Raw genomic sequence first — 21,196 nt, 5'->3', positions numbered from 1 at the left:
GCCTCAGGCCGGCCCGCCCGAGGCCTGCACGGGGTGGCTCCGCCGGGCGTCGTCGGCGGCAGGCGGCACGCTCGCCTGCTGCGGACCGGGAGCCGGCTCGACGTCGACCGCCGGTGGAGGCGGCGCCGGATCTCGGTCGCTCGGATGGAGGCGGATCAGCGCCCCCGCGATGCCGAGCGCCAGGAACAGCGTCCCCATCGTCATCGGGAAGCCGAACCCGTCGAAGAAGGCGAGCGAGACCGCCCCGGCCAGGATGCCCGCGACGAGCGAGAGCGCGAGATCACGCGACTGCGGGTCCGCCCACCGGCGCCGGCGGCGCACCAGGACCACGATCGCGGTGATCGGGATCGCGACGAACGCGACGGTCCCGACGATGCCGCAGCTGACGAGCAGCCCGAGGTAGTTGTTGTCGAAGATCCGGTACTTGGGCAGGAAGGTGCCCAGGCCACGTCCGAACCAGGGAGCGTCGATGAAGAACTGCCAGGCGACCGCGTAGCTGTCGGTCCGGGAGGTGATGCTCGGGTCGTCCTTCACACCGCTGAACATGCCGCGGACCGAGCTGAACAACCGGGGGACACCGGCGGCCAGCACGACGGCCACGGCGAGGAACGACCCGCCCACCCGCCAGCGCAGCGCCGGCGGCCAGCCCCACAGGAGCACGAGCATGCAGACCGCGAGGCCGATGTACGCCGAGCGGGACATGGACAGCGCCAGGGCCAGGGAGATCGTCCCGACCGGGAACCAGCGCCGAAGGAACCCGCGCCCTGCGGGGTGGAGCGCCCCGTGCAGCGCGAGGGGCAGCAGGATCGACAGGAGCGCCCCGAACTCGATCGGGCTGGTCGCCGTCCCCGAGATGCGCACCAGGCCGTTGCGGAACGCAGCACTGACGTCGCTGACCGCGGTCAGGCCCGGGATCGCGATGCGGTCGACCAGAGGCTGCTTGGTCACGTACTGCGCGAGGCCGACGAGGGCCATCAGGCCGCCGATGAAGGCGAACCGGCGCACCAGCACCTCGACGTCGCGCAGCTTGGTCAGGCCGTCGTGCGCGGTCAGCAGCGCACCCGACCACGAGACGACGACGAGCAGGGCGACATCGGCGGGGCTGATCTCATCCCCGTCGATCGGCCGCGTCATCGCGGCCACGTAGCTGATGCCGACGGCGACCAGGAAGTACGTGAGCGCGATCCGGATCGGTCGTCGCGGCCCGGCCACGCTCGCGGAGCGCCAGAGCTGCGCGAGGAACCACACCAGTGCGCTGGCGAGACCGAAGAGGGTCGAGGGGGCTCCCGCGCTGCCCAGCGGGTGGAACACCAGCCGCGACGGGATGCCGAACAGCAGGACGAGATAGACGGTCAGCCACGTGAGGACGCCGGTCGTCCGGAGGGTGTCCCGCGACCGGGCAGTCGTGACCGTCGAGCTACCCACGATGGATGATGTGGTACTCGTCGTCGAGGGCGGGGTCGTCCAGCGCCTGCGGCGGCCACTGCGAGCCGTACAGCTCCTCGGAGCGGGCGAAGTCCTGGGGCTGGATGTGCGAGGCGCCCGTCGGGGACGACACCGGGTCCGCCTCGTTCGTCTCGACGTTCTCCGGCTCGGCCCCCGGCTCGGGCTCCGGCTCGGCCTCCGGCGCCGGGGCCGCCTCGGGGACCACGGCCGCGGGCTCGTCGACCTGCGCGGGCGCGACCACGGTCGGCTCCTGCTCCTCGACGTCCGGCACGGCCACGGTCGCTCGGCGGTGCTCGCGACGACGCGCCGCCAGGCTGTCGAACGCGATCGCACCGACGAGGGTCAGCACCATCCCGACGCCTGCTGCGGCGATGAGCGCACGCAGCGAGTCGCTGCGCTCGGTGGTGGGCCGCGTGTCGACCGAGAGGGGCATCGACGTGACGCGGGAGTCCGCCGGCGCGTCGACCTGGTCCTGGAGCATGGACAGGGCGTCGGGCAGGGTGTCGAGGACGGCGCCGAGGGCCGCCATCACGTCGTCCTCGGACGGGTCCTCCACCTTGATCAGCACCAGCGGGCCGCGGGAGAGCGGGTCGAGCACGATGTCGTAGGTGGTGTTCGGGAAGTCTTCGGCGAACACCTGGCGGGACTCGTCGCCCGCGAGGTAGGCGACGACCAACGCTGCCGGCTGCTCGAGCCCGCCCAGCGCGAGCAGGGGGTTCGAGCCGTCCGCGACGGAGGCTCCGGGAGGGAGGAGGAGCACGCTGCCGGTCGCGCTGTAGGTCGGCGGGACGGCGTCGTTCGCCACGTACACGAGACCGGCGGTCAAGAGGAGACCCACGAGCACGACGTACCACCGCCGCAGGAGTGCGGCGAGGACGGCGGTGAACTCCATGGGTGCTCCTGTCGGGTTCGACCGCCCGCACGAACGTCGCTGGCGGCGGTCCTTCGAGGTTAGCGCCGGGGTCTGCGCCCACGGCACGAGCACTCGGAATCATGTCCGATTCGTCACGATATCTTCATCCGGTTGCCGGGCTGTCGGCCCTGGTCACCGTGCCAGACTCGACGAGGTGCGAGGAGGTGACGGGCGATGACGATCTGGGACGCGCTCCTGGCACTCGTGCATCGGTGGTACGTGCTGCTCGGTGCCGTGCTCATCGGGCTGCTCGCCAGCTACGTCGCCGTCTCCGCCGAGGGCGCCTACTGGTCGAAGGCGGAGGTCACGTTCCTGGCGCCCACCAGCGCGATCAACCCCAACGCCCTGCGCACCACCTCCAGCGACCTGATCATCGCCGCCGGCGCTGTCGCGAAGCGCGTGAACGGGAACGCTACGTGGAACCAGATGGCCGACCCCGCGGCGACGATCGTCGGCCAGGGCATCGTGGACGGGTCGCAGGTCAAGCTTCCGGACCACGGGGGCCAGTGGTCGCGCGTCTACCCGCGACAGGTGCTCGACGTCCAGGTGAGCGGTCCGACTGCCGAGGTCGTCCGAACGCGTCGGGCGCAGCTCCTCGAGAGCATCGACACCGAGCTGGCGGGCCTGCAGCAGGGCGTCGCCCCGTCCGACCGGATCACGACGGCGGTCGTGCCTGCCGCGCCGTCGATCATCTACATCCACGGCAGCAAGGTCCGCGCTCTGGTGATGATCTGGGTCCTGGTCGGTGTGGGCGTGCTCGCCGCGATCCAGATCCTCGAGCCGCACTCCCGGCAGCCGTGGTCGGGTGCCGTTCCCGCGCTCGTGCCCAGCGGGGCCCCTGGACGTCGGGCGGCGCCCGGGACGTTGCGGACACGGCTGGTCGGGCATCCCCCGCGCGGGAAGCGTCCTGCCGTGCCGCCGGACGGGCACGCTGACGGGATCGGGTGGACGACGGCGACCGCCGCGGCGCACGTCGACAGGCGTCGTCCTGCGGCCGACCAGCAGGCGGGCGTCAGCCGACGGCACGGGCGTGCAGCGCCCCGCGGAGCAGCTCGGCGCGCTGGGCGCCGACCCGGCCGTACGTGAACCGGGCGGCGGCGGCCTGCGCGGCTGCAGCGTAGGTCCGTCGGATCTCGGCGTCGTCGGCCAGCAGCCGGATCGCCGAGGCGAGCTGTGCGACCGAGCCGGGCTCGACGACGACGCCCGTGCGCCCGTCCTCGACGAGCCGAGCGGCTCCCATCGGCGTCGTGACGACCGGGAGGCCGCAGGCAGCGGCCTCGTAGGTCACCTGCGGACCGCCCTCCTCCCAGGTGGGGAAGACGAAGACGTCCGATCCGGCGTACAGCGCCGCCGGGTTCTCCACGTAGCCCGCCAGGCGGACGCGGCCCGACCGGGTGTGCGCGTCGACCAGCTCCCGGATCTCGTCGTCGACCGCGCCCACGAGGACCAGCTCGCCGTCGACGTCGAGGGACGCCCAGGCCTCCAGGAGCTCGGGGACGCCCTTGCGCACACCGATCCGGCCGACGAAGACGGCCTGGAACCCGGAGGGCCGCTCCACGGTGGCGTCCAGGTCGAAGCGCTCCGGCCGCCAGCCGAACGAGGTCGGCAGGATCTGCTCGGGTCGGATGTCGAGCGCGAGGAGAGACCGCTCCACCTCGGGATTCGACGCGAAGTAGTAGTCGTAGTGCCGGAGCTCGGCCGTCTCGCCGTCGATCACGTCCTTCGTCACCGCGTGCGCCGGTGGCATCCCCAGCCGGGCGTAGGCCGCATCCAGGAGGGGGCCGGCCGTCGCGCAGGCGGAGTTGATCATCTCGCGCACCGTCACGATGCCGCGCTCGCGGGCAGCCTCGACGGCGGCGCCCGGAGTTCCGGGCCAGAAGTGCGCGACCGTCGAGCGCGGGTCCGCTGTCGCGACGGCCCGGAGGAACTGTCGGTCCAGCATGCGCAGCGCGGGTCGCTCGACCCGGCGCCACGGGAGTCTGCTGGTCACCGCCGGGAACGGGGCGCGGACCGTGACTCCCTCCGGCAGGGGAGTTCTGGCGCGGCCCGCGAAGACCTCGGTCCGGAGACCGGTGGCCACCATCCCGCCGGCGATCTGCGCACAGCTCTCGGCCGGTCCGCGGCCGCTGAACGAGTACGGCGCGTACACCAGCGCGCGGACGTCGCCCGTCGCCGCGATCACCTCACCACCGCCGGCGACCATGCACCCGGGATGAGGATGGTCGGCGTGGCGTCGGGCGACGCGTCCACCGTCCACACATCGGTGGTCCCCGGCTGGTCGGCTCGGGACAGGCCGTACAGGAGCGTGTCGTCGTCGAGCCACTCGGCCTGGTCGTCGACGCCCCGGGTGGCGGGCAGCAGGCTCTCGGTCCCCGTGGCGAGGTCGAGCACGGCCAGGGCCCAGACGGGCTGCCCCGCCACCGTGTCCACCACCTTCTTGTAGGCGACCTCCGTGCGGTCCGGCGAGACGGACGGGCACTCGGCGCCGTCCCGCACCGATGTCAGGGTCCGGTCCTCGACCGAGCCCTCGACCAGCCACGTCGTCCCCGCGGACTGCGAGGCGGCGGTCGCGTAGAAGGTGTCGTCGTCGACGAACGTCACGCCCCAGATGTTGCGGTCCGCGGCCGTGAACGGGGCACCGTCGACGGTCAGGGCGAAGTCCTCGACGTTGCCCAGCGAGGTGCCGTCGGCGCGGTGGATCTCGGTGAGCGTCGAGAAACCGACCGTCGCGTAGGTGTGGCCGGTGACGAACGAGGTCGTCGCGACGAGGGTGCCGTCGTCGGACAGCCGGGTGCGGCTGGGGATCCCGGGCAGGCCCCACGTCTCGACGGGCTGCCAGTCGGTGTCCAGCAGCTCGGCCTCCCACCGGGTGGCGATGCCGGCGAGCGTGCGCAGGCAGGAGGCGAGCGGGCCGGCGACGTCGACACGGTCGCAGGCGACGTCCGTGAACGCGCGCGGGCCGTCCGGGTCGTCGAGCGGCACCGCGGCGACCAGGCCGTACTCGTTGCCCGGCAGGGTCGAGCGGAACACGAGGTGCGGGCCGGCGAGCACGGCGTCCAGGGCGGTCGACGCGACGGGCGGTGCGGACTCGACGGCCGCACGGTTCGATCGCCAGGCCGCGACGGCGTAGCCACCCATCCCGACGACGGCGACGACCGTGACGGCGACGAGGATCGCGACCCGGGACCTCACTCGTCTCACCGGTCCGCCGCGGCGTCGACGGGCTCGGGGACCGGGGCGTCGAGCCCGCGCACGACGTACCACGCGACCGGGACGGCGCACGCGAGGAGGACCGCCACCGTCAGGATCGCGGGCCCGCGGCCGACGGTGTACCAGAGGAGGCCGAAGAGGGCGGACGACGCCATGCGCGCCACGGCGACCACGGTCTGTGCGGTGCCGATGGCCGACGCCCGGACGTTCGGGGCGGCCCGCCGACCGACGAGTGCGGCGAGCACGCCGTCCGTCGCGGCGTAGAACAGCCCGAGCAGGAGGAGGGCCGCGACGGTGGTCGCGGCGGACCCGGTCGCGACGCCGGCGCATACGTAGGCGGCCACGAGCGCGGCGTGGCCCCAGACGAAGACCCGCGCCCGCCCGACCCGGTCCGCCAGCCGGCCCACGGGGATCGCGAGGGCCATGTAGGCGACGTTCGTCCCGACGTACAGGAGCGGGAACCACTGGGTCGCGAAGCCGTCGCGCGACTGCAGGGAGAGGTAGATGAAGCCGTCGCCGACGGTGAGCAGGGCGAGGACGCCGGCCATCACGAAGATGCGGCGCAGGCCCGGCTCCGTGAGGAACGTCCAGCTGAACGGGCGGCCCGCGGGCTCGAGCCCGGGGATGTCGCAGCTGCAGCCCTTGCACTTGGGCAGCTTGCGGGCCTCGCGCGAGCGGTGCTGGGTGAGCCAGGCAGCCCGGCGTGGGCGCAGGTCGGGCACCAGCAGGACGAGCGCGGCGAGCCCGATGACGGCGCAGCCGAACGAGATGACGAACACCGTCTGGTAGCCGTCGGGGATGGCCCACAGCACCACGAACGCGAGGAGCGGCCCGAGGGCGGCGCCGATGGTGTCGAGCGTGCGGTGCACCCCGAACGACCGGCCGAGCGTGCGCGGGTCGGACGACGCCGTGATCATCGCATCGCGCGGCGCCGTGCGGATGCCCTTGCCGATGCGGTCGACCGCGACGATCGCGACGACCGCACCGAAGCTGCTGGCGACGAGCAGGACCCCGCGGGTGATCGCGGAGAGGCCGTAGCCGACGACGGCCACCCACTTCGGGTGGTCACCCTTGTCCGCTGCCCAACCGCCGGCGATCCGGACGAGGGCGCTGGCGCCCTGCATGAGTCCGTCGACGAACCCGTAGGCGAGCGTCGAGAGGCCGAGAGCAGTGGTCAGGTAGAGCGGCAGGACGGCGGCGACGGACTCCGAGGAGATGTCGGTCAGCAGGCTGACGACGCCGAGGGTGATGACGACCGACGAGACGCGACCGCGCTTGGCAGCCCGGACGGCGCGCGCCTCCTCCGGCGAGGCGGCTTCGCTGCGGGCGGGGCGGTCGCGCAGGGACAGGTACACCGCCGGTCACCCGGCCGTCGTCAGCGTGCCGGCGACGGACAGCTCGGTGCCACCGCCGGTGCGGGCGGTCACCGTCAGCACCAGCCCGTCGGGCCCACGGGTGAAGGACGTGGCGGTGGTGCCCGGCAGGGCGGGGGAGTCACCGACGGCGAAGCCCGCGGCGCTCAGGGCGGCGACATAGGCGGCCTGGACGTCTGCGGGGGCGGCGTCGCTGCTCGCCTGGAGGCCGACCTGCAGCCGGTCGCCCGATGCGGACACCGAGCTGGACACGACGGTGAGGCCCTCCGGGATGGGCACGACCGTCGTCGGGAAGCCCTTCACCACGGCACCGTTCGCGTTGCCGGTCGCGGGCAGCGGACCCGTCAGCGACGGACCGGGTGCTGCCGGGACGGGCAGCCCGGACGGCCCAGGGGCCTGCGACGGCAGGATCTCGCTCGCGAGCACCTCCGCACTGCTGCGCTCTGAGCTGCTGCCCTCCGACGAGCCGGTGGCCGCCGGGTCGGGAGTCGCGGCACCGCCGGACGGGCGGTCGGTGGCTGATCCGGCGCGGTCGCGGGCGGAAGCCGACGACGAGGCCGACGACGAGGCAGCGGCGTCCGGCGTCGTCCCGTGCGAGGTGCACCCGGCGGTCGCGCCGAGCCCGAGCACGAGCGCGGCCGCGAGCACCACGGCACGACCGCGCGGGGCGGCTGCGGCGGGGGCCCGGGACGGGCTGTGCGGGGTGGACATCGGCGACCTCGGCAGGGGTGGGGTCCAGCGGATCGACGACCGACCAAAGCGCCAGAAAGCGGACATGTGGAACGTGCCCACGGTACCGACGCGACGAGCCCGTCCGGCCCGCGCGGACCCCTTTTCACCCGGGTCAGAAGGGTGCCGTCACACGTTCGGTCCAGGGCGGCCTCAGGACAGAGCGAGCTGGCCGACCACGTGGCCCGCGATCTCCAGGGCGCACGTCGCCGCCGGTGACGGCGCGTTGAGCACATGGACCTGGCGGGCGGTGCGCTGCAGCAGGAAGTCGTCGACGAGCCGGCCGTCACGCGCGACCGCCTGCGCACGCACCCCGGCGGGCGAGGGCACGAGGTCGTCCGGGACGATCGCGGGGACCAGGGCGGCCAGGCTGTGCGCGAACGCGCGCCGGGACAGCGACCTGCCCACCTCGCGGGCGCCGGGCACCGCGTTCCGGACGCCCATCCGCCACAGGCCCGGCCAGGTCAGGGCGTCGACCGTGTCGCGCAGGTCGACGTCGCGCCAGGTGTACCCCTCGCGCGCCAGGGCGAGCACAGCGTTGGGCCCCGCGTGCACCCCGCCGCCGACCATGCGGGTCAGGTGCACGCCCAGGAACGGGAACCGCGGGTCGGGGACGGGGTAGACGAGGCCGTTGACCAGCTCGGCGGCGGTCGCGGACAGCTCGAAGTACTCGCCGCGGAACGGCACGATGCGCGCGCCCGGGTCGAGGCCGCAGGCACGCGCGACGCGGTCGGCATGGAGACCCGCGCAGGCCACCACGGCGTCCGCCCGCAGCTCGGTCGTGGTGCCGAGGTGCTCGAGCTCCAGGTGCACGCCGTCGGCCGTCTCGGTGGCGGCGACGACGCGGGTCCCGAACCGGACCGCGCCCTCGCCCGCCGACACCTGGGCGGCCAGCGCACGGCAGACGCCGGTGTAGTCGACGATCCCGGTGCTCTCCACCCACAGCGCGTCGACGCAGGCCACGTGCGGCTCGCGCTCGCGGGCGCCGGACCGGCCGACGAGCTGCGCCGGGACACCGTTGGCGCGTGCGCGCTCGGCGAGCCGGTGCAGCCCGGCCACCTGGTCGGGAGTCGTCGCGACGACGAGCTTGCCGATGATCTCGACGTCGACGCCGTGCGCGCGGGCGTACTCCGTCATGCTCCGCTGACCGGCGACCGACATGCGCGCCTTCAGGCTGCCCGGCGTGTAGTAGAGGCCCGAGTGGATCACGCCCGAGTTCCGGCCCGTCTGGTGCACGGCGACGGCCTGCTCCTTCTCGACCACCGTCACGCGGTGCCCGTCGCCGGTCAGGCGTGCTGCCACCGCAAGGCCGACGATCCCGGCCCCGACCACCACCACGTGCACGGCATCTCCTGATTCTCGGCATCCACCTGCGCGCAGGCTAGCGGTCACGTGTCGGCGGCGGCTCGTAGACTGGCTGCGCACCCCGGGTCCGATGGATCCGGGGCTGTCGTGCTGCGCCGTCGTGCGCGGGCCCCGACCATGCGAAGGAACCATGGACCTCACCGGCCTCCTGCCCGCCCTGCTCTCCGACCCGGCCGCCGCCGCTGCGGTGGAATCCGTCCGCGCGCGCGGTGAGCTCGATGTCGTCGGCCCTGCGGGGGTGCGCCCGCCGCTGCTCGCCGCGCTCGCGTCGGGTCGCCCGCTCGTCGTCGTGACGGCCACGGGCCGGGACGCCGACGAGCTGGCCGCCGCGCTCCGCTGCTACGTGCCGGCCGACGACGTCGCGGTGCTGCCGTCGTGGGAGACGCTGCCGCACGAGCGGCTGTCGCCGCGCAGCGACACCGTGGCCCGGCGCCTCGCGGTGTTCCGACGCCTCGCGCACCCGGAGACCGAGGGCCACGCCGGTCCGGTCCGCGTGCTCGTCATGCCGGTGCGGGCGCTCCTGCAGCCGGTGGTCGAGGGGCTCGGGGAGCTGGTGCCCGTCGCGATCAGCACGGGCGACCGGGTGGACCTGGCGGACCTCGCGGAGAGGCTCGTCGCCGCGGCGTACACGCGCGTCGACATGGTGGAGAAGCGCGGCGAGTTCGCGGTGCGCGGCGGGATCATCGACGTGTTCCCGCCCACCGAGGACCACCCGCTGCGCGTCGAGCTGTGGGGTGAGGACGTCGAGGAGATCCGCTGGTTCTCCATCGCGGACCAGCGCAGCCTCGAGGTGGCCGACCACGGCGTCTGGGCGCCGCCGTGCCGGGAGATCCTGCTCACCGACGCGGTCCGTGCGCGTGCCGCCGAGCTGGTCCCGCAGCTGCCGGGAGCGGTCGACATGCTGGACAAGCTGGCGGCCGGCATCGCGGTCGAGGGCATGGAGTCGCTGGCGCCCGCGCTGGTCGAGTCGATGGTCCCGGTGCTCGACCTGGTGGCGGACGACAGCCTGCTGGTGCTGGTGGACCCCGAGCGGGTGCGCCGCCGCGCGCACGACCTGGTGGCCACCACGCAGGAGTTCCTCGAGGCCGCGTGGACGTCCGCGGCGGCCGGTGCGGCGACGCCCCTGGACCTGTCCGCGGCCAGCTTCGCGTCGTTCGCGGAGATCCGCGCGCTCGCGGCCGTGCGCGGACTGGGCTGGTGGACGCTGTCGCCGTTCTCCCTGGACGTCGACGCCACGGAGGCAGCAAAGCCGGACGACTTCTACGAGGGCGCGACAGGCACCGGCCACACCGCGGCACGGAACCTGGCACCGCACGAGAACCGCATGGCCGACGACCTGGCCGCCACGGCGGACACCCTCGTGATCGCGGCGCGGGACGTCGAGCGCTACCGCGGCGAGGTCGCCCGCGCGGTCGCCGACGTGCGCGTCCTGCAGCAGGCGGGCTGGCGGCTGGTGCTCGCCACCGAGGGGCACGGTCCGGCGCAGCGCATGGTCGAGCAGCTCAAGGCCGCCGAGGTCCCGGCACGGCTGGTGGGGACGATCGCCGAGGAGCCCGAGGGCGGTGTCGTCCTCGTCGTGCCCGCCCCCGTGGGCCCCGGCTTCGTCGCCGAGCCGCTGCACCTCGCGGTGTTCTCCGAGTCGGACCTCACCGGCCGCGCGGGGACGTCGACCCGGGACATGCGCAAGATGCCGAGCCGGCGCCGCAACGTCGTCGACCCGCTCCAGCTGCGCCCGCACGACTACGTGGTGCACGAGCAGCACGGCGTCGGGCGGTTCGTGGAGCTGGTGCAGCGGACCATCGGCACGGGCGCCACGGCGGCGACGCGCGAGTACCTGGTGATCGAGTACGCGTCGAGCAAGCGGGGCCAGCCGGGGGACCGGCTCTTCGTACCCAGCGACCAGCTGGACCAGGTCACCAAGTACGTGGGGGGCGAGGCACCGAGCCTGTCCAAGATGGGCGGCGGCGACTGGGCCAAGACCAAGGGCCGCGCCAAGAAGGCCGTCAAGGAGATCGCCGCGGAGCTCATCCGGCTCTACTCGGCGCGCATGGCGACCGCAGGGCACGCGTTCGGGCCGGACACCCCGTGGCAGCGCGAGCTCGAGGACGCGTTCGCGTACGTCGAGACGCCGGACCAGGCGGCCACGATCGACGAGGTCAAGGCCGACATGGAGAAGCCGATCCCGATGGACCGCCTGGTCTGCGGGGACGTCGGCTACGGCAAGACGGAGATCGCGGTGCGCGCCGCGTTCAAGGCGGTGCAGGACGGCAAGCAGGTGGCGATCCTGGTGCCGACGACGCTCCTGGTGCAGCAGCACCTCGACACCTTCAGCGAGCGGTACAGCGCGTTCCCGGTGACGGTGAAGGCGCTGAGCCGGTTCCAGTCGCCCAAGGAGTCGAAGGAGGTCGTCGCCGGGCTGTCCGACGGCACGGTCGACGTCGTCATCGGCACGCACCGGCTCATCACGGGCGAGGTGCGGTTCAAGGACCTCGGCCTCGTGGTGATCGACGAGGAGCAGCGGTTCGGCGTCGAGCACAAGGAGACGCTCAAGGCGCTGCGCACCAACGTCGACGTGCTCGCGATGAGCGCGACCCCGATCCCGCGCACGCTGGAGATGGCGGTCACGGGCATCCGGGAGATGTCGACGCTGGCCACCCCGCCCGAGGAGCGCCACCCGGTCCTGACGTTCGTCGGCGCGTACGACGAGAAGCAGATCAGCGCGGCCATCCGGCGGGAGCTGCTGCGCGAGGGGCAGGTCTTCTACGTCCACAACAAGGTCGACTCGATCGAGCGGACCGCGTCGCGCCTGATGGAGCTGGTCCCGGAGGCCCGCGTCGCGGTGGCGCACGGGAAGATGAACGAGCACCAGCTCGAGCAGGTCATCGTCGACTTCTGGGAGAAGCGGTTCGACGTGCTGGTCTGCACGACGATCGTCGAGACCGGCCTGGACATCTCCAACGCGAACACGCTCATCCTCGAGCGCGCGGACCTGCTGGGCCTCTCGCAGCTGCACCAGCTGCGCGGGCGCGTCGGCCGCGGGCGGGAGCGGGCGTACTCCTACTTCCTGTACCCGCCGGAGAAGCCGCTCACGGAGACCGCGCACGACCGGCTGCAGACCATCGCGGCGAACACCGACCTCGGGGCCGGCATGGCGGTCGCGATGAAGGACCTGGAGATCCGCGGCGCCGGCAACCTGCTGGGCGGGGAGCAGTCCGGGCACATCGAGGGCGTCGGCTTCGACCTGTACATCCGCATGGTCGGCGAGGCCGTGGCGAACTTCCGCGGCGACGTCGAGGAGGAGCTGCCCGACGTCACGATCGAGCTGCCCGTCGACGCGCACATCCCGCACGACTACATCGCGCACGAGCGCCTGCGGCTCGAGGCGTACCGCAAGATCGCGGCGTCGGCGGACTCGGCGGCCCTGGGCGAGGTCCGCGCGGAGCTCGTCGACCGCTACGGCGCGGTGCCGTCGGCCGTCGACAACCTGTTCGAGGTGGCCGAGTTCCGCCAGCACGTGCGCAACAGCGGGCTGTCCGACGTCACCGCGCAGGGCAAGTTCGTCCGCTTCGCGCCCGTCGACCTGCCGGAGTCGGCGCAGCTGCGGCTCAAGCGGCTGTACCCAGGCGCTGTGCTCAAGCCGACGACCCGGACCGTCCTGGTGCCGTGGCCGATGACGGCGCGGCTGGGCGGCAGGCCCGTGCAGGGCCGCGAGGTCATGCTCTGGGCCCGGCAGTTCATCGACGCGGTGGTGCGCGGGGACGTCTCCGCGGCCGCGTCCGTCGGCACCGGCCGGTAGCAGGGATTCACTGGTCGGGGCCCTACGATGACCCCGATCGACGAGCGACGACGCGGGAGGTCCGGCGGTGGCGGTGCAGTGGCGTGCGAGGGCGCGAGCAGCGGGTGTGCTGGTCGCACTGGTGACGACGGCCGGTCTGGCGGGGTGCACCGGCGAGCCCGGCGCGGCGGCCGTGGTCGACGGCACCGCGGTCACCACGTCGGACGTGCAGGCCGCCCTGACCGAGCTCGAGCCGTGGTTCCAAGGCGTGACGACCACCAACGTGCTGGCCGTCCTGGTGCAGGAGCCCACGGTGGTCGCGCTGGCCGAGGAGAAGGGTGTCGGGGTCTCCGACGAGGACGCCCAGGCCCTGCTGGACCAGGTGGTGCAGCAGAAGGTCGCCGACGCCACCGCGACGTTCACCGAGCCGTCGCTCGCGGTCGCGCGGTACTCGATCGCCTACAGCAACCTCCAGGACCTCCCCGAGGCCGATGCGATCGGCGACGAGATCGACACCCGGCTGCGTGCCCTCGACATCGAGGTCAACCCACGGTTCGGCTCGCTGGAGGACGGCAACCAGATCGGCGCGCCCGTGCCGGCCTCGTGGATCGTCGTCCCGAAGGCTGGCTCGACCGCCGACGACGGCAGCACCGAGCCGACGCCGGAGCCGACGCCGTCACCGACCGCGAAGTGACGTCGTCGCAGCCGGACTCCCTGCGCGCGCTGGTGAGCGTGATGGACCGGCTGCGCTCGCCGGGCGGCTGCCCGTGGGACGCCCAGCAGACGCACGAGTCGCTGGTGCCGTACGCGCTCGAGGAGGCCCACGAGCTGGCGGAGGCCATCGAGACGGGGGACCGCTCCGGGCTGCGTGAGGAGCTGGGGGACCTGCTGCTGCAGGTGGTGTTCCACGCGCGCATCGCCACCGAGCACCCGAGCGACCCGTTCGACGTGGACGACGTGGCGGACGACCTCGTCGCGAAGCTCGTGCGCAGGCATCCGCACGTGTTCGAGGACCCTGGCCCTGCGGAGGCCGCGGGGGACGTGCACGTGCAGTGGGACCGCCTGAAGAACGCGGAGAAGCAGCGTGGCTCGGCGCTCGACGGTGTGCCGCTCGCGCTGGGTGCGCTCGCGCGGGCGCAGAAGATCGCCGGACGGGCGGGACGAGCCGGACTGGCGACGCAGGTGCCGACGGGGGACGGCCTGGGGGAACGGCTGCTCGCGCTGGTCCTGGAGGCCGACGCCGCCGGGGTCGACGCCGAGGGTGCACTGCGTCGGACGGCGGCCGCGTGGGAGCAGGGACTGCGGGCCGACGAGGCCGCCGCCGGCTCCTGAGACGTTCGACGGTTCGTCCGAAGGACGGAAGGAAAGCGCTTGCCGCAGGTCGGTTCGAACCCGTAGCCTGCCCGTGCCCGCCATGATGAGCGCGACACGAACCACTGGACGACGGAGGAACGCAGCGATGCGCATCGGCATCCCGACCGAGAGCCGGATCGGCGAACGGCTCGTCGCCGCGACCCCGAAGACGGTCGGCCAGCTGGTCGGCCTCGGCTACGAGGTGGTCGTCGAGCGCGGCGCGGGTGCCTCCGCGACGTTCAGCGACGAGGCGTACGAGGCGGCGGGCGCCGCGGTCGGGAACGCGGCCGACGCCTGGCTGAGCGACGTCGTCGCCAAGGTCAACCCGCCGACGGACGCCGAGGTCGCCTCGCTGCGTCCCGGCACCACGCTCGTCGCGATGCTCTCGCCCGCATCCAGCCCGGTGCTCGTCGACGACCTGCACGCGCGCGGCGTGACCGCGCTCGCCCTCGACGCGGTGCCGCGCATCTCCCGGGCGCAGGCCCTCGACGTGCTGAGCACCATGTCGAACGTGGCCGGCTACCGCGCGGTGGTCGAGGCCGCCGAGGTCTACGGCGGCATGTTCACCGGGCAGGTCACCGCCGCAGGCAAGACACCGCCGGCCCGCGTGTTCGTCATCGGCGCCGGGGTGGCCGGGCTCGCCGCGATCGGGGCGGCGGGCAGCATGGGCGCCCGCGTGCGCGCGTTCGACGTCCGGCCCGAGGTCGGCGAGCAGATCGAGTCCATGGGTGCGACGTTCGTGCAGGCCGAAGCCGCACAACAGGCGGTCAGCGCGGACGGGTACGCCAGCGCGCTCACGCAGGAGCAGGAGCTGCTGACGCAGCAGATGTACACCGCCGAGACGGCGGACGCGGACATCGTCATCACGACCGCGCTGGTGCGGGGGCACGCGCCCACCACCATCACCGCGGAGATGGTCGCCGGGATGCGTCGCGGCAGCGTGATCATCGACCTCGCGGCCTCGGGCGGCGGCAACTGCGAGCTCACCGTGCCGGGTACCGCGGTGGTGACCGAGAACGGCGTGACCGTCGTCGGGTACACCGACCTGACCAGCCGGATGCCGCAGCACACGTCCCAGCTGTTCGGCACCAACATCGTGCACCTGCTCCAGCTGCTCACCCCGGGCAAGGACGGGCAGCTGGTGCTCGACCTCGACGACCCCGTGCAGCGCGGGATGGTGGTCACGCACGACGGCGAGGTCCTGTGGCCGCCGCCGCCGGTGCAGGTGTCGGCCGCGCCCGCGGCGCCCGCCGGTCCGACCTCCGAAGAGCGCGCGGCAGCGACCGCGGCCGCCGCCGCGGACAAGGTGCGTCGGCGTCAGCGGAGGTCGGTGGTCCTCGCCCTGCTGGCCGTCCTCGTGCTGTTCGGGATCTCCTTCGCGCCTGCCGTGTTCCTCGGGCACGTCACGGTGTTCGTGCTCGCGGTGATCGTCGGCTACTACGTGATCTCCAACGTGAGCCACTCTCTGCACACGCCCCTGATGGCCCAGACCAACGCGATCTCCGGGATCATCCTGGTCGGCGCGCTCCTGCAGATCGGCGACGACAGCTGGCTCGTCACCGTCCTCGCGGTGATCGCCGCCTCGGTCGCCAGCATCAACGTCTTCGGGGGATTCCTCGTCGCGAACCGCATGATCCGCATGTTCCGGAAGGACGCCTGACCCCGTGCTGACCTCCGTGGCCCAGGCTGTCTATCTCGCCGCCGCCGTCCTGTTCATCCTCAGCCTCGCCGGACTCTCGAAGCAGGAGACCGCCCGCCGCGGGAACGTCGCGGGCATGGTGGGCATGGCGCTCGCGCTCGTCGCGACCGTCGCGCTCGCCCTGGAGGGCTCCGAGCGGCCCGTCGAGGTCACCGGGTCGCTGATCCTCGTCGTGTTCCTCGTCGGCTCGACCGTGGGCACGTGGCAGGCGCGTCGCGTCGAGATGACGCAGATGCCCGAGCTGATCGCGATCCTGCACTCGTTCGTCGGCCTCGCGGCGGTGCTGGTCGGGTACAACTCGTTCCTCACCGAGCCGTCGGACCCCGCCCACCTGGTCGAGGTGTTCCTCGGGGTGCTCATCGGCGCCGTGACGTTCACCGGCTCGATCGTCGCCTACCTCAAGCTGTCCACGAAGATCAGCTCCGCGCCGATGGTGCTGCCCGGTCGCAACTGGCTCAACCTGGGCATGGTCGTGGCGTCCGGCGCGCTGCTGGCGTGGTTCCTCGGCACCGGGAGCGTCTGGCCCCTGCTGCTCATGACCGTCGTCGCGCTCGCGCTCGGCTGGCACCTGGTGGCGTCCATCGGCGGCGGTGACATGCCGGTCGTCGTCTCGATGCTCAACTCGTACTCCGGGTGGGCGGCCGCCGCGGCGGGCTTCATGCTCAGCAACGACCTGCTCATCGTCACCGGCGCGCTCGTCGGCTCGTCCGGTGCGATCCTCAGCTACCTCATGTGCACGGCCATGAACCGGTCGTTCGTCAGCGTCATCCTCGGCGGGTACGGCACCGCGGGCGGGACGGTCGTCGCGGCGGACGCCGAGCTCGGCGAGTACCACGAGATCAAGCCGCCCGAGGCCGCCGAGCTGCTCGCCGACGCCCGCCGTGTGGTCATCACCCCCGGGTACGGCATGGCCGTCGCCAAGGCCCAGTACCCCGTCGCGGAGCTCGTGGCCAAGCTCCGCGCCCGCGGTATCGACGTGCGGTTCGGGGTCCACCCGGTCGCGGGCCGGCTCCCCGGGCACATGAACGTGCTGCTCGCCGAGGCCAAGGTGCCGTACGACATCGTGCTCGAGATGGACGAGATCAACGGCGACCTGGCCGACACCGACGTCGTCCTCGTCATCGGCGCCAACGACACCGTCAACCCGGCGGCGCTCGACGACCCGTCCTCCCCGATCGCCGGCATGCCCGTCCTCGAGGTGTGGAAGGCCGCCCGCGTCATCGTGTTCAAGCGGTCGATGGCCACCGGCTACGCAGGGGTGCAGAACCCGCTGTTCTTCCGGGAGAACACGTCGATGCTGTTCGGGGACGCGAAGGACCAGGTCGAGCACATCATGCTGGCGCTGTAGTCCACAGGTCGAAGGGCCCGGTACGGCCGGCTGGGGAAGTCACTAGGGTGAGGTCGTAAACCCACCCGCTTCCAAAGGAGCACCCATGGCCAGCATCGAGGCCGTCGGCGCCCGCGAGATCCTGGACTCGCGCGGCAACCCCACAGTCGAGGTCGAGGTCGCACTCGACGACGGCACCATCGCCCGCGCCGCAGTGCCCTCGGGCGCGTCGACCGGCGCGTTCGAGGCCGTCGAGCGCCGTGACGGCGACTCCGCCCGTTACCTGGGCAAGGGCGTCGAGGAGGCCGTCAGCGCGGTCATCGACGAGATCGCCCCCGAGCTCATCGGCTTCGAGGCCACCGAGCAGCGCCTGATCGACGGTGCGCTGATCGACCTCGACGGCACCCCCAACAAGGGCAAGCTCGGCGCCAACGCGATCCTCGGCGTCTCGCTCGCCGTCGCCAAGGCCGCCGCCGACTCCGCCGACCTGCCGCTGTTCCGCTACCTCGGCGGCCCGAACGCGCACGTGCTGCCGGTCCCGATGATGAACATCCTCAACGGTGGGTCGCACGCCGACTCCAACGTCGACATCCAGGAGTTCATGGTCGCCCCCATCGGTGCCGCCACGTACCGCGAGGCGCTGCGTACCGGCGTCGAGGTCTACCACTCGCTGAAGTCCGTGCTGAAGAGCAAGGGCCTGTCGACGGGTCTCGGCGACGAGGGCGGCTTCGCCCCGAGCCTGGGCAGCAACCGCGAGGCGCTCGACCTCATCCTCATCGCCATCGAGAAGGCCGGCTTCACGCCGGGCGTCGACCTGGGCCTCGCCCTCGACGTCGCCGCGACGGAGTTCTTCAAGGACGGCGCCTACCAGTTCGAGGGCAAGGCCCTGACGAACGAGGAGATGTCGGCCTACTACGAGCAGCTGGTGAAGGACTACCCGCTGGTCTCCATCGAGGACCCGCTGTCCGAGGACGAGTGGGAGGGCTGGTCCCACCTGGTCGCCACCATCGGCGACAAGGTCCAGATCGTCGGCGACGACCTGTTCGTCACCAACCCCGAGCGCCTGCGCAAGGGCATCGAGCTCAAGGCCGCCAACTCGCTGCTGGTCAAGCTCAACCAGATCGGCACGCTGACGGAGACGTTCGACGCCGTCGAGCTGGCCCAGCGCAGCGGCTTCACGACGATGACCTCGCACCGCTCCGGCGAGACCGAGGACACCACCATCGCCGACCTGTCGGTGGCCACGAACGCCGGCCAGATCAAGACCGGTGCCCCCGCCCGCGGCGAGCGCATCAACAAGTACAACCAGCTGCTCCGCATCGAGGAGGAGCTGGACGACGCCGCGCGCTACGCCGGTCGCTCCGCCTTCCCGCGGTTCACGGCCTGACGCACGACCTTCGGAGGCCGGTCACCCGCGGGTGGCCGGCCTCCGGCGTACCCAGAACTGCTCCGGCGCGCCACGGCGTGCGATATCCGGCCAGGTCGGGGCGGTCCGGGGCAGAATCGACGCCATGTCTGCCCCCCGACGCCCGGCGTCCCCGAGCGCCCCGGGTCGGCGTGCGGCGGCACCGCGGTCCGGGACGCCCACCCCCGCCGCCGGGGTGCCGCGCGGGAGTGCCGGCAGCCGTCCGTCGGCACCGCGCTCCGGGGCGACGCCACGCGTCGGTCCCACCCCCTCGTCGTCGCCCAAGCCGTCGTCGTCACGCCCGTCCGCCACCCGGCCCGCCACCCGCGGGACGCCGACCCCGCCCCGGGGGACGCCGCGCGCCGAGCGCGTGCAGCTGCGGGTGCCGCGGCTCTTCACCGTCCGCGCGATGGTGTTCTCCTGCGTGCTGTTGCTGGCGTTCGTCCTGGTGTACCCGACGCTGCACTCGTACCTGGCGCAGCGCGTCGAGGTGGACCAGCTCCGGGCGCAGGTCGAGGCGGCACGCGAGCGCAACGACGACCTCGAGGCGGACCTGCGGCGCTGGGACGACCCCGCGTACGTGACCGCGCAGGCGCGGGAGCGGCTCTCGTTCGTGCTGCCGGGCGAGAAGGCGTTCCGCGTCGTCGACCCCGAGACGATCCCCGACACCGCGCCCGCCGCCGACGGCCCCGCGACGGTCCTGGACTCCGGCTCGACGCTGCCCTGGTACGCGAACGTGTGGGAGTCGGTCGAGGTCGCCGGCGAGACGCCCGTACCCGGTGCGGAGGATGCGGCGACGCCGGGCGACAATGGGACGCCCGCGCCGCCCGCCGGCGGCTGACCGGACCCCTGCACGAACGGATCGACCTGTGGCTCCCTCCTTCGACGACGTGACCGACCACGACATCGCCGTGCTCACCGAGCAGCTCGGCCGGCCGCCGCGTGGCGTCGTCGGGATCGCGGCCCGGTGCGTCTGCGGTCGTCCGCTCGTGGTCCGCACCGCCCCGCGGCTGGACGACGGCACCCCTTTCCCGACGACCTACTACCTCACCTGCCCGCCGGCGGTCGCCGCCGTGAGCACGCTCGAGGCCGGCGGGCTGATGAAGGAGCTGACCGCCAGGCTCGCCGAGGACGAGGAGCTGGCCGCCGCGTACCGCCGCGCGCACGAGGCCTACCTGGTGGACCGCGAGGCGCTCGGGCACGTCGAGGAGATCGCGGGCATCTCGGCCGGTGGCATGCCGACCCGCGTCAAGTGCCTGCACGTCCTGGTCGGGCACGCCCTCGCGGCAGGCCCCGGCGTCAACCCGATCGGCGACGAGGCCCTGACTTTGATCCGCGACGAGTGGCGCCCGGACCGCTGCACCTGCTGACCGCCGCTCCGCAGCCCGCAACGCCCGACGTTGCGCCTCCTGATCCACGACGGCCGAGCTACTAGGCGCTGGAGCGCGTACCCGCTCGGACGTCCGCACGATCGAGCGCCCCGACGACCGATCCTGCGGACATCACCTGATCTCTGCGGCAACGTCCGCACGATCGCGCGTCCGGACGACTCCATCCGCGGACGTCCGAGCATCTGCGCGCTGGAGCAGCCATGTCCTCGGACGTTGCCGGTGGGGCGGGTGGTCCGATGCGAGGATGGGGCGCGTGACTCGTGTGGCTGCCATCGACTGCGGGACCAACTCGATCCGACTGCTCGTCGCCGACGTCGATCCGGACGCCGGGACGTTGGTGGACCTCGACCGGCGGATGGAGGTCGTGCGGCTGGGACAGGGGGTGGACCGGACCGGTCGGATCGCTCCCGAGGCGCTCGCGCGGACCCTGGACGCCGCCCGCCGGTACAACGACATCTGCTCGGAGCTCGGGGTCGAGGCGATCCGGTTCGTCGCCACGTCGGCATCGCGCGACGCGGAGAACCGGGCGGACTTCGTCGACGGCGTGCGTGCCGCGCTGGGCGTCGAGCCCGAGGTCGTCGCCGGGCAGGAGGAAGCCGAGCTCTCGTTCCGCGGAGCCACCGGCGTGCTCGGCGCGGCGCACCCGGGACCGTTCCTCGTGGTCGACCTCGGCGGCGGCTCGACGGAGCTGGTGCTGGGCACGACGACTCCCGAGGCGGCGTTCTCGATGGACGTCGGCTGCGTGCGGATGACCGAGCGGCACCTGCGCAGCGACCCACCGACCGCCGCCGAGATCGCCGCAGCGCACGCCGACGTCGCCGCGGCGCTGGACACGGCGTCGGCCGTCGTCCCGCTCGGCAAGACCGTCACGCTCGTCGGCCTCGCCGGGACCGTCACCACGGTGACCGCCCACGGGCTGGGGCTGCCCGCGTACGACGCCGATGTCATCGACGGGTCGGTCCTGCCGGTCGACGTCGTCCTCGCCGCATGCGACGACCTCCTGGGCCGGTCCCGCGAGGACCGGGCCGCGCTGGGCTTCATGCATCCCGGCCGTGTCGACGTCATCGGCGCCGGCGCGCTGGTCTGGGCGGACGTCGTCCGTCGGGTCCGCGACGAGGTCGCCGCGGCGGGCGGGCAGCTGACCGAGGTGGTCACGTCGGAGCACGACATCCTCGACGGCATCGCCTGGAGCATCGCCACCCGCTGACCA

General features: G+C 73.0%; 17 protein-coding genes. 10 read left to right on the top strand and 7 right to left on the bottom strand.

What is annotated here, in order from left to right; translation table 11 throughout:
- Positions 1-3 precede the first annotated feature (3 nt).
- A complete protein-coding gene (locus J2X26_RS01330; protein WP_307489154.1) occupies positions 4-1,425 on the bottom strand; it encodes an O-antigen ligase family protein in 1,422 nt (473 codons plus the stop codon).
- Positions 1,418-2,338 carry a hypothetical protein gene (locus tag J2X26_RS01325; RefSeq protein WP_307489152.1) on the bottom strand — a complete coding sequence of 307 codons (921 nt, stop codon included), beginning with the start codon at positions 2,336-2,338 and terminating at the stop codon, positions 1,418-1,420. Before J2X26_RS01325 ends, J2X26_RS01330 begins: the two co-directional genes overlap by 8 nt.
- Positions 2,339-2,533: 195 nt before the next feature.
- Here J2X26_RS01325 and J2X26_RS01320 point away from each other — a divergent pair, with 195 nt between their 5' ends.
- Positions 2,534-3,445, top strand: a complete 912-nt coding sequence (locus J2X26_RS01320; protein WP_307489150.1) for a hypothetical protein — start codon at positions 2,534-2,536, stop codon at positions 3,443-3,445.
- Here the strand turns inward: J2X26_RS01320 and J2X26_RS01315 are convergent.
- The 5 genes from J2X26_RS01315 to lhgO form a co-directional block, all read right to left on the bottom strand.
- A complete protein-coding gene (locus tag J2X26_RS01315) occupies positions 3,372-4,562 on the bottom strand; it encodes a glycosyltransferase (protein WP_307489149.1) in 1,191 nt (396 codons plus the stop codon). The two genes, J2X26_RS01320 and J2X26_RS01315, sit on opposite strands and share 74 nt — an antisense overlap.
- On the bottom strand, positions 4,538-5,551 hold the full coding sequence (locus J2X26_RS01310) for a hypothetical protein (RefSeq protein ID WP_307489148.1): 1,014 nt from the start codon (positions 5,549-5,551) through the stop codon (positions 4,538-4,540). The genes J2X26_RS01315 and J2X26_RS01310 overlap by 25 nt, the downstream gene beginning before the upstream one ends.
- Positions 5,552-5,556: 5 nt before the next feature.
- The gene (locus J2X26_RS01305) at positions 5,557-6,924 is read right to left on the bottom strand and encodes an MFS transporter (protein ID WP_307489147.1); all 1,368 of its coding nucleotides are present in this window, start codon (positions 6,922-6,924) and stop codon (positions 5,557-5,559) included.
- 6 nt (positions 6,925-6,930) lie between these two features.
- A complete protein-coding gene (locus J2X26_RS01300) occupies positions 6,931-7,653 on the bottom strand; it encodes a hypothetical protein (protein WP_307489146.1) in 723 nt (240 codons plus the stop codon).
- 171 nt (positions 7,654-7,824) lie between these two features.
- Entirely contained in the window at positions 7,825-9,015 is a 1,191-nt protein-coding gene (gene lhgO / locus J2X26_RS01295; RefSeq protein ID WP_307489145.1) for an L-2-hydroxyglutarate oxidase, read from the bottom strand.
- Positions 9,016-9,166: 151 nt separating this feature from the next.
- On the opposite strand from lhgO, the gene mfd reads away from it, so the two are divergent.
- The 9 genes from mfd (at position 9,167) to J2X26_RS01250 (ending at position 21,193) form a co-directional block, all read left to right on the top strand.
- Positions 9,167-12,832: a transcription-repair coupling factor gene (gene mfd / locus J2X26_RS01290; RefSeq protein WP_307489143.1), complete on the top strand. Its 3,666-nt coding sequence runs from the start codon at positions 9,167-9,169 to the stop codon at positions 12,830-12,832.
- Positions 12,833-12,938: 106 nt separating this feature from the next.
- A complete protein-coding gene (locus tag J2X26_RS01285) occupies positions 12,939-13,505 on the top strand; it encodes a hypothetical protein (protein ID WP_307489141.1) in 567 nt (188 codons plus the stop codon).
- A complete protein-coding gene (locus J2X26_RS01280; protein ID WP_307489140.1) occupies positions 13,502-14,143 on the top strand; it encodes a MazG family protein in 642 nt (213 codons plus the stop codon). Before J2X26_RS01285 ends, J2X26_RS01280 begins: the two co-directional genes overlap by 4 nt.
- Positions 14,144-14,270: 127 nt before the next feature.
- Positions 14,271-15,824, top strand: a complete 1,554-nt coding sequence (locus J2X26_RS01275; RefSeq protein ID WP_307489138.1) for a Re/Si-specific NAD(P)(+) transhydrogenase subunit alpha — start codon at positions 14,271-14,273, stop codon at positions 15,822-15,824.
- 4 nt (positions 15,825-15,828) lie between these two features.
- Positions 15,829-17,211, top strand: a complete 1,383-nt coding sequence (gene pntB / locus J2X26_RS01270) for a Re/Si-specific NAD(P)(+) transhydrogenase subunit beta (protein ID WP_307489137.1) — start codon at positions 15,829-15,831, stop codon at positions 17,209-17,211.
- 85 nt (positions 17,212-17,296) lie between these two features.
- Positions 17,297-18,577 (top strand): phosphopyruvate hydratase, encoded by a 1,281-nt coding sequence (eno, locus tag J2X26_RS01265; RefSeq protein ID WP_307489135.1) that lies wholly within the window; start codon positions 17,297-17,299, stop codon positions 18,575-18,577.
- A gap of 124 nt (positions 18,578-18,701) precedes the next feature.
- A complete protein-coding gene (locus tag J2X26_RS01260) occupies positions 18,702-19,436 on the top strand; it encodes an FtsB family cell division protein (RefSeq protein WP_307489134.1) in 735 nt (244 codons plus the stop codon).
- 28 nt (positions 19,437-19,464) lie between these two features.
- Entirely contained in the window at positions 19,465-19,965 is a 501-nt protein-coding gene (locus J2X26_RS01255; RefSeq protein WP_307489131.1) for a DUF501 domain-containing protein, read from the top strand.
- Positions 19,966-20,239: 274 nt separating this feature from the next.
- The gene (locus J2X26_RS01250; RefSeq protein ID WP_307489129.1) at positions 20,240-21,193 is read left to right on the top strand and encodes a Ppx/GppA phosphatase family protein; all 954 of its coding nucleotides are present in this window, start codon (positions 20,240-20,242) and stop codon (positions 21,191-21,193) included.
- Positions 21,194-21,196: the final 3 nt, after the last annotated feature.

Origin of the sequence: Cellulomonas humilata (assembly GCF_030814415.1) — a bacterium.
Lineage (GTDB): Bacteria > Actinomycetota > Actinomycetes > Actinomycetales > Cellulomonadaceae > Cellulomonas > Cellulomonas humilata_A.
The sequence above is the reverse complement of the archived record's forward strand: the minus strand, read 5'-3'. Positions and strand labels throughout refer to the sequence as shown.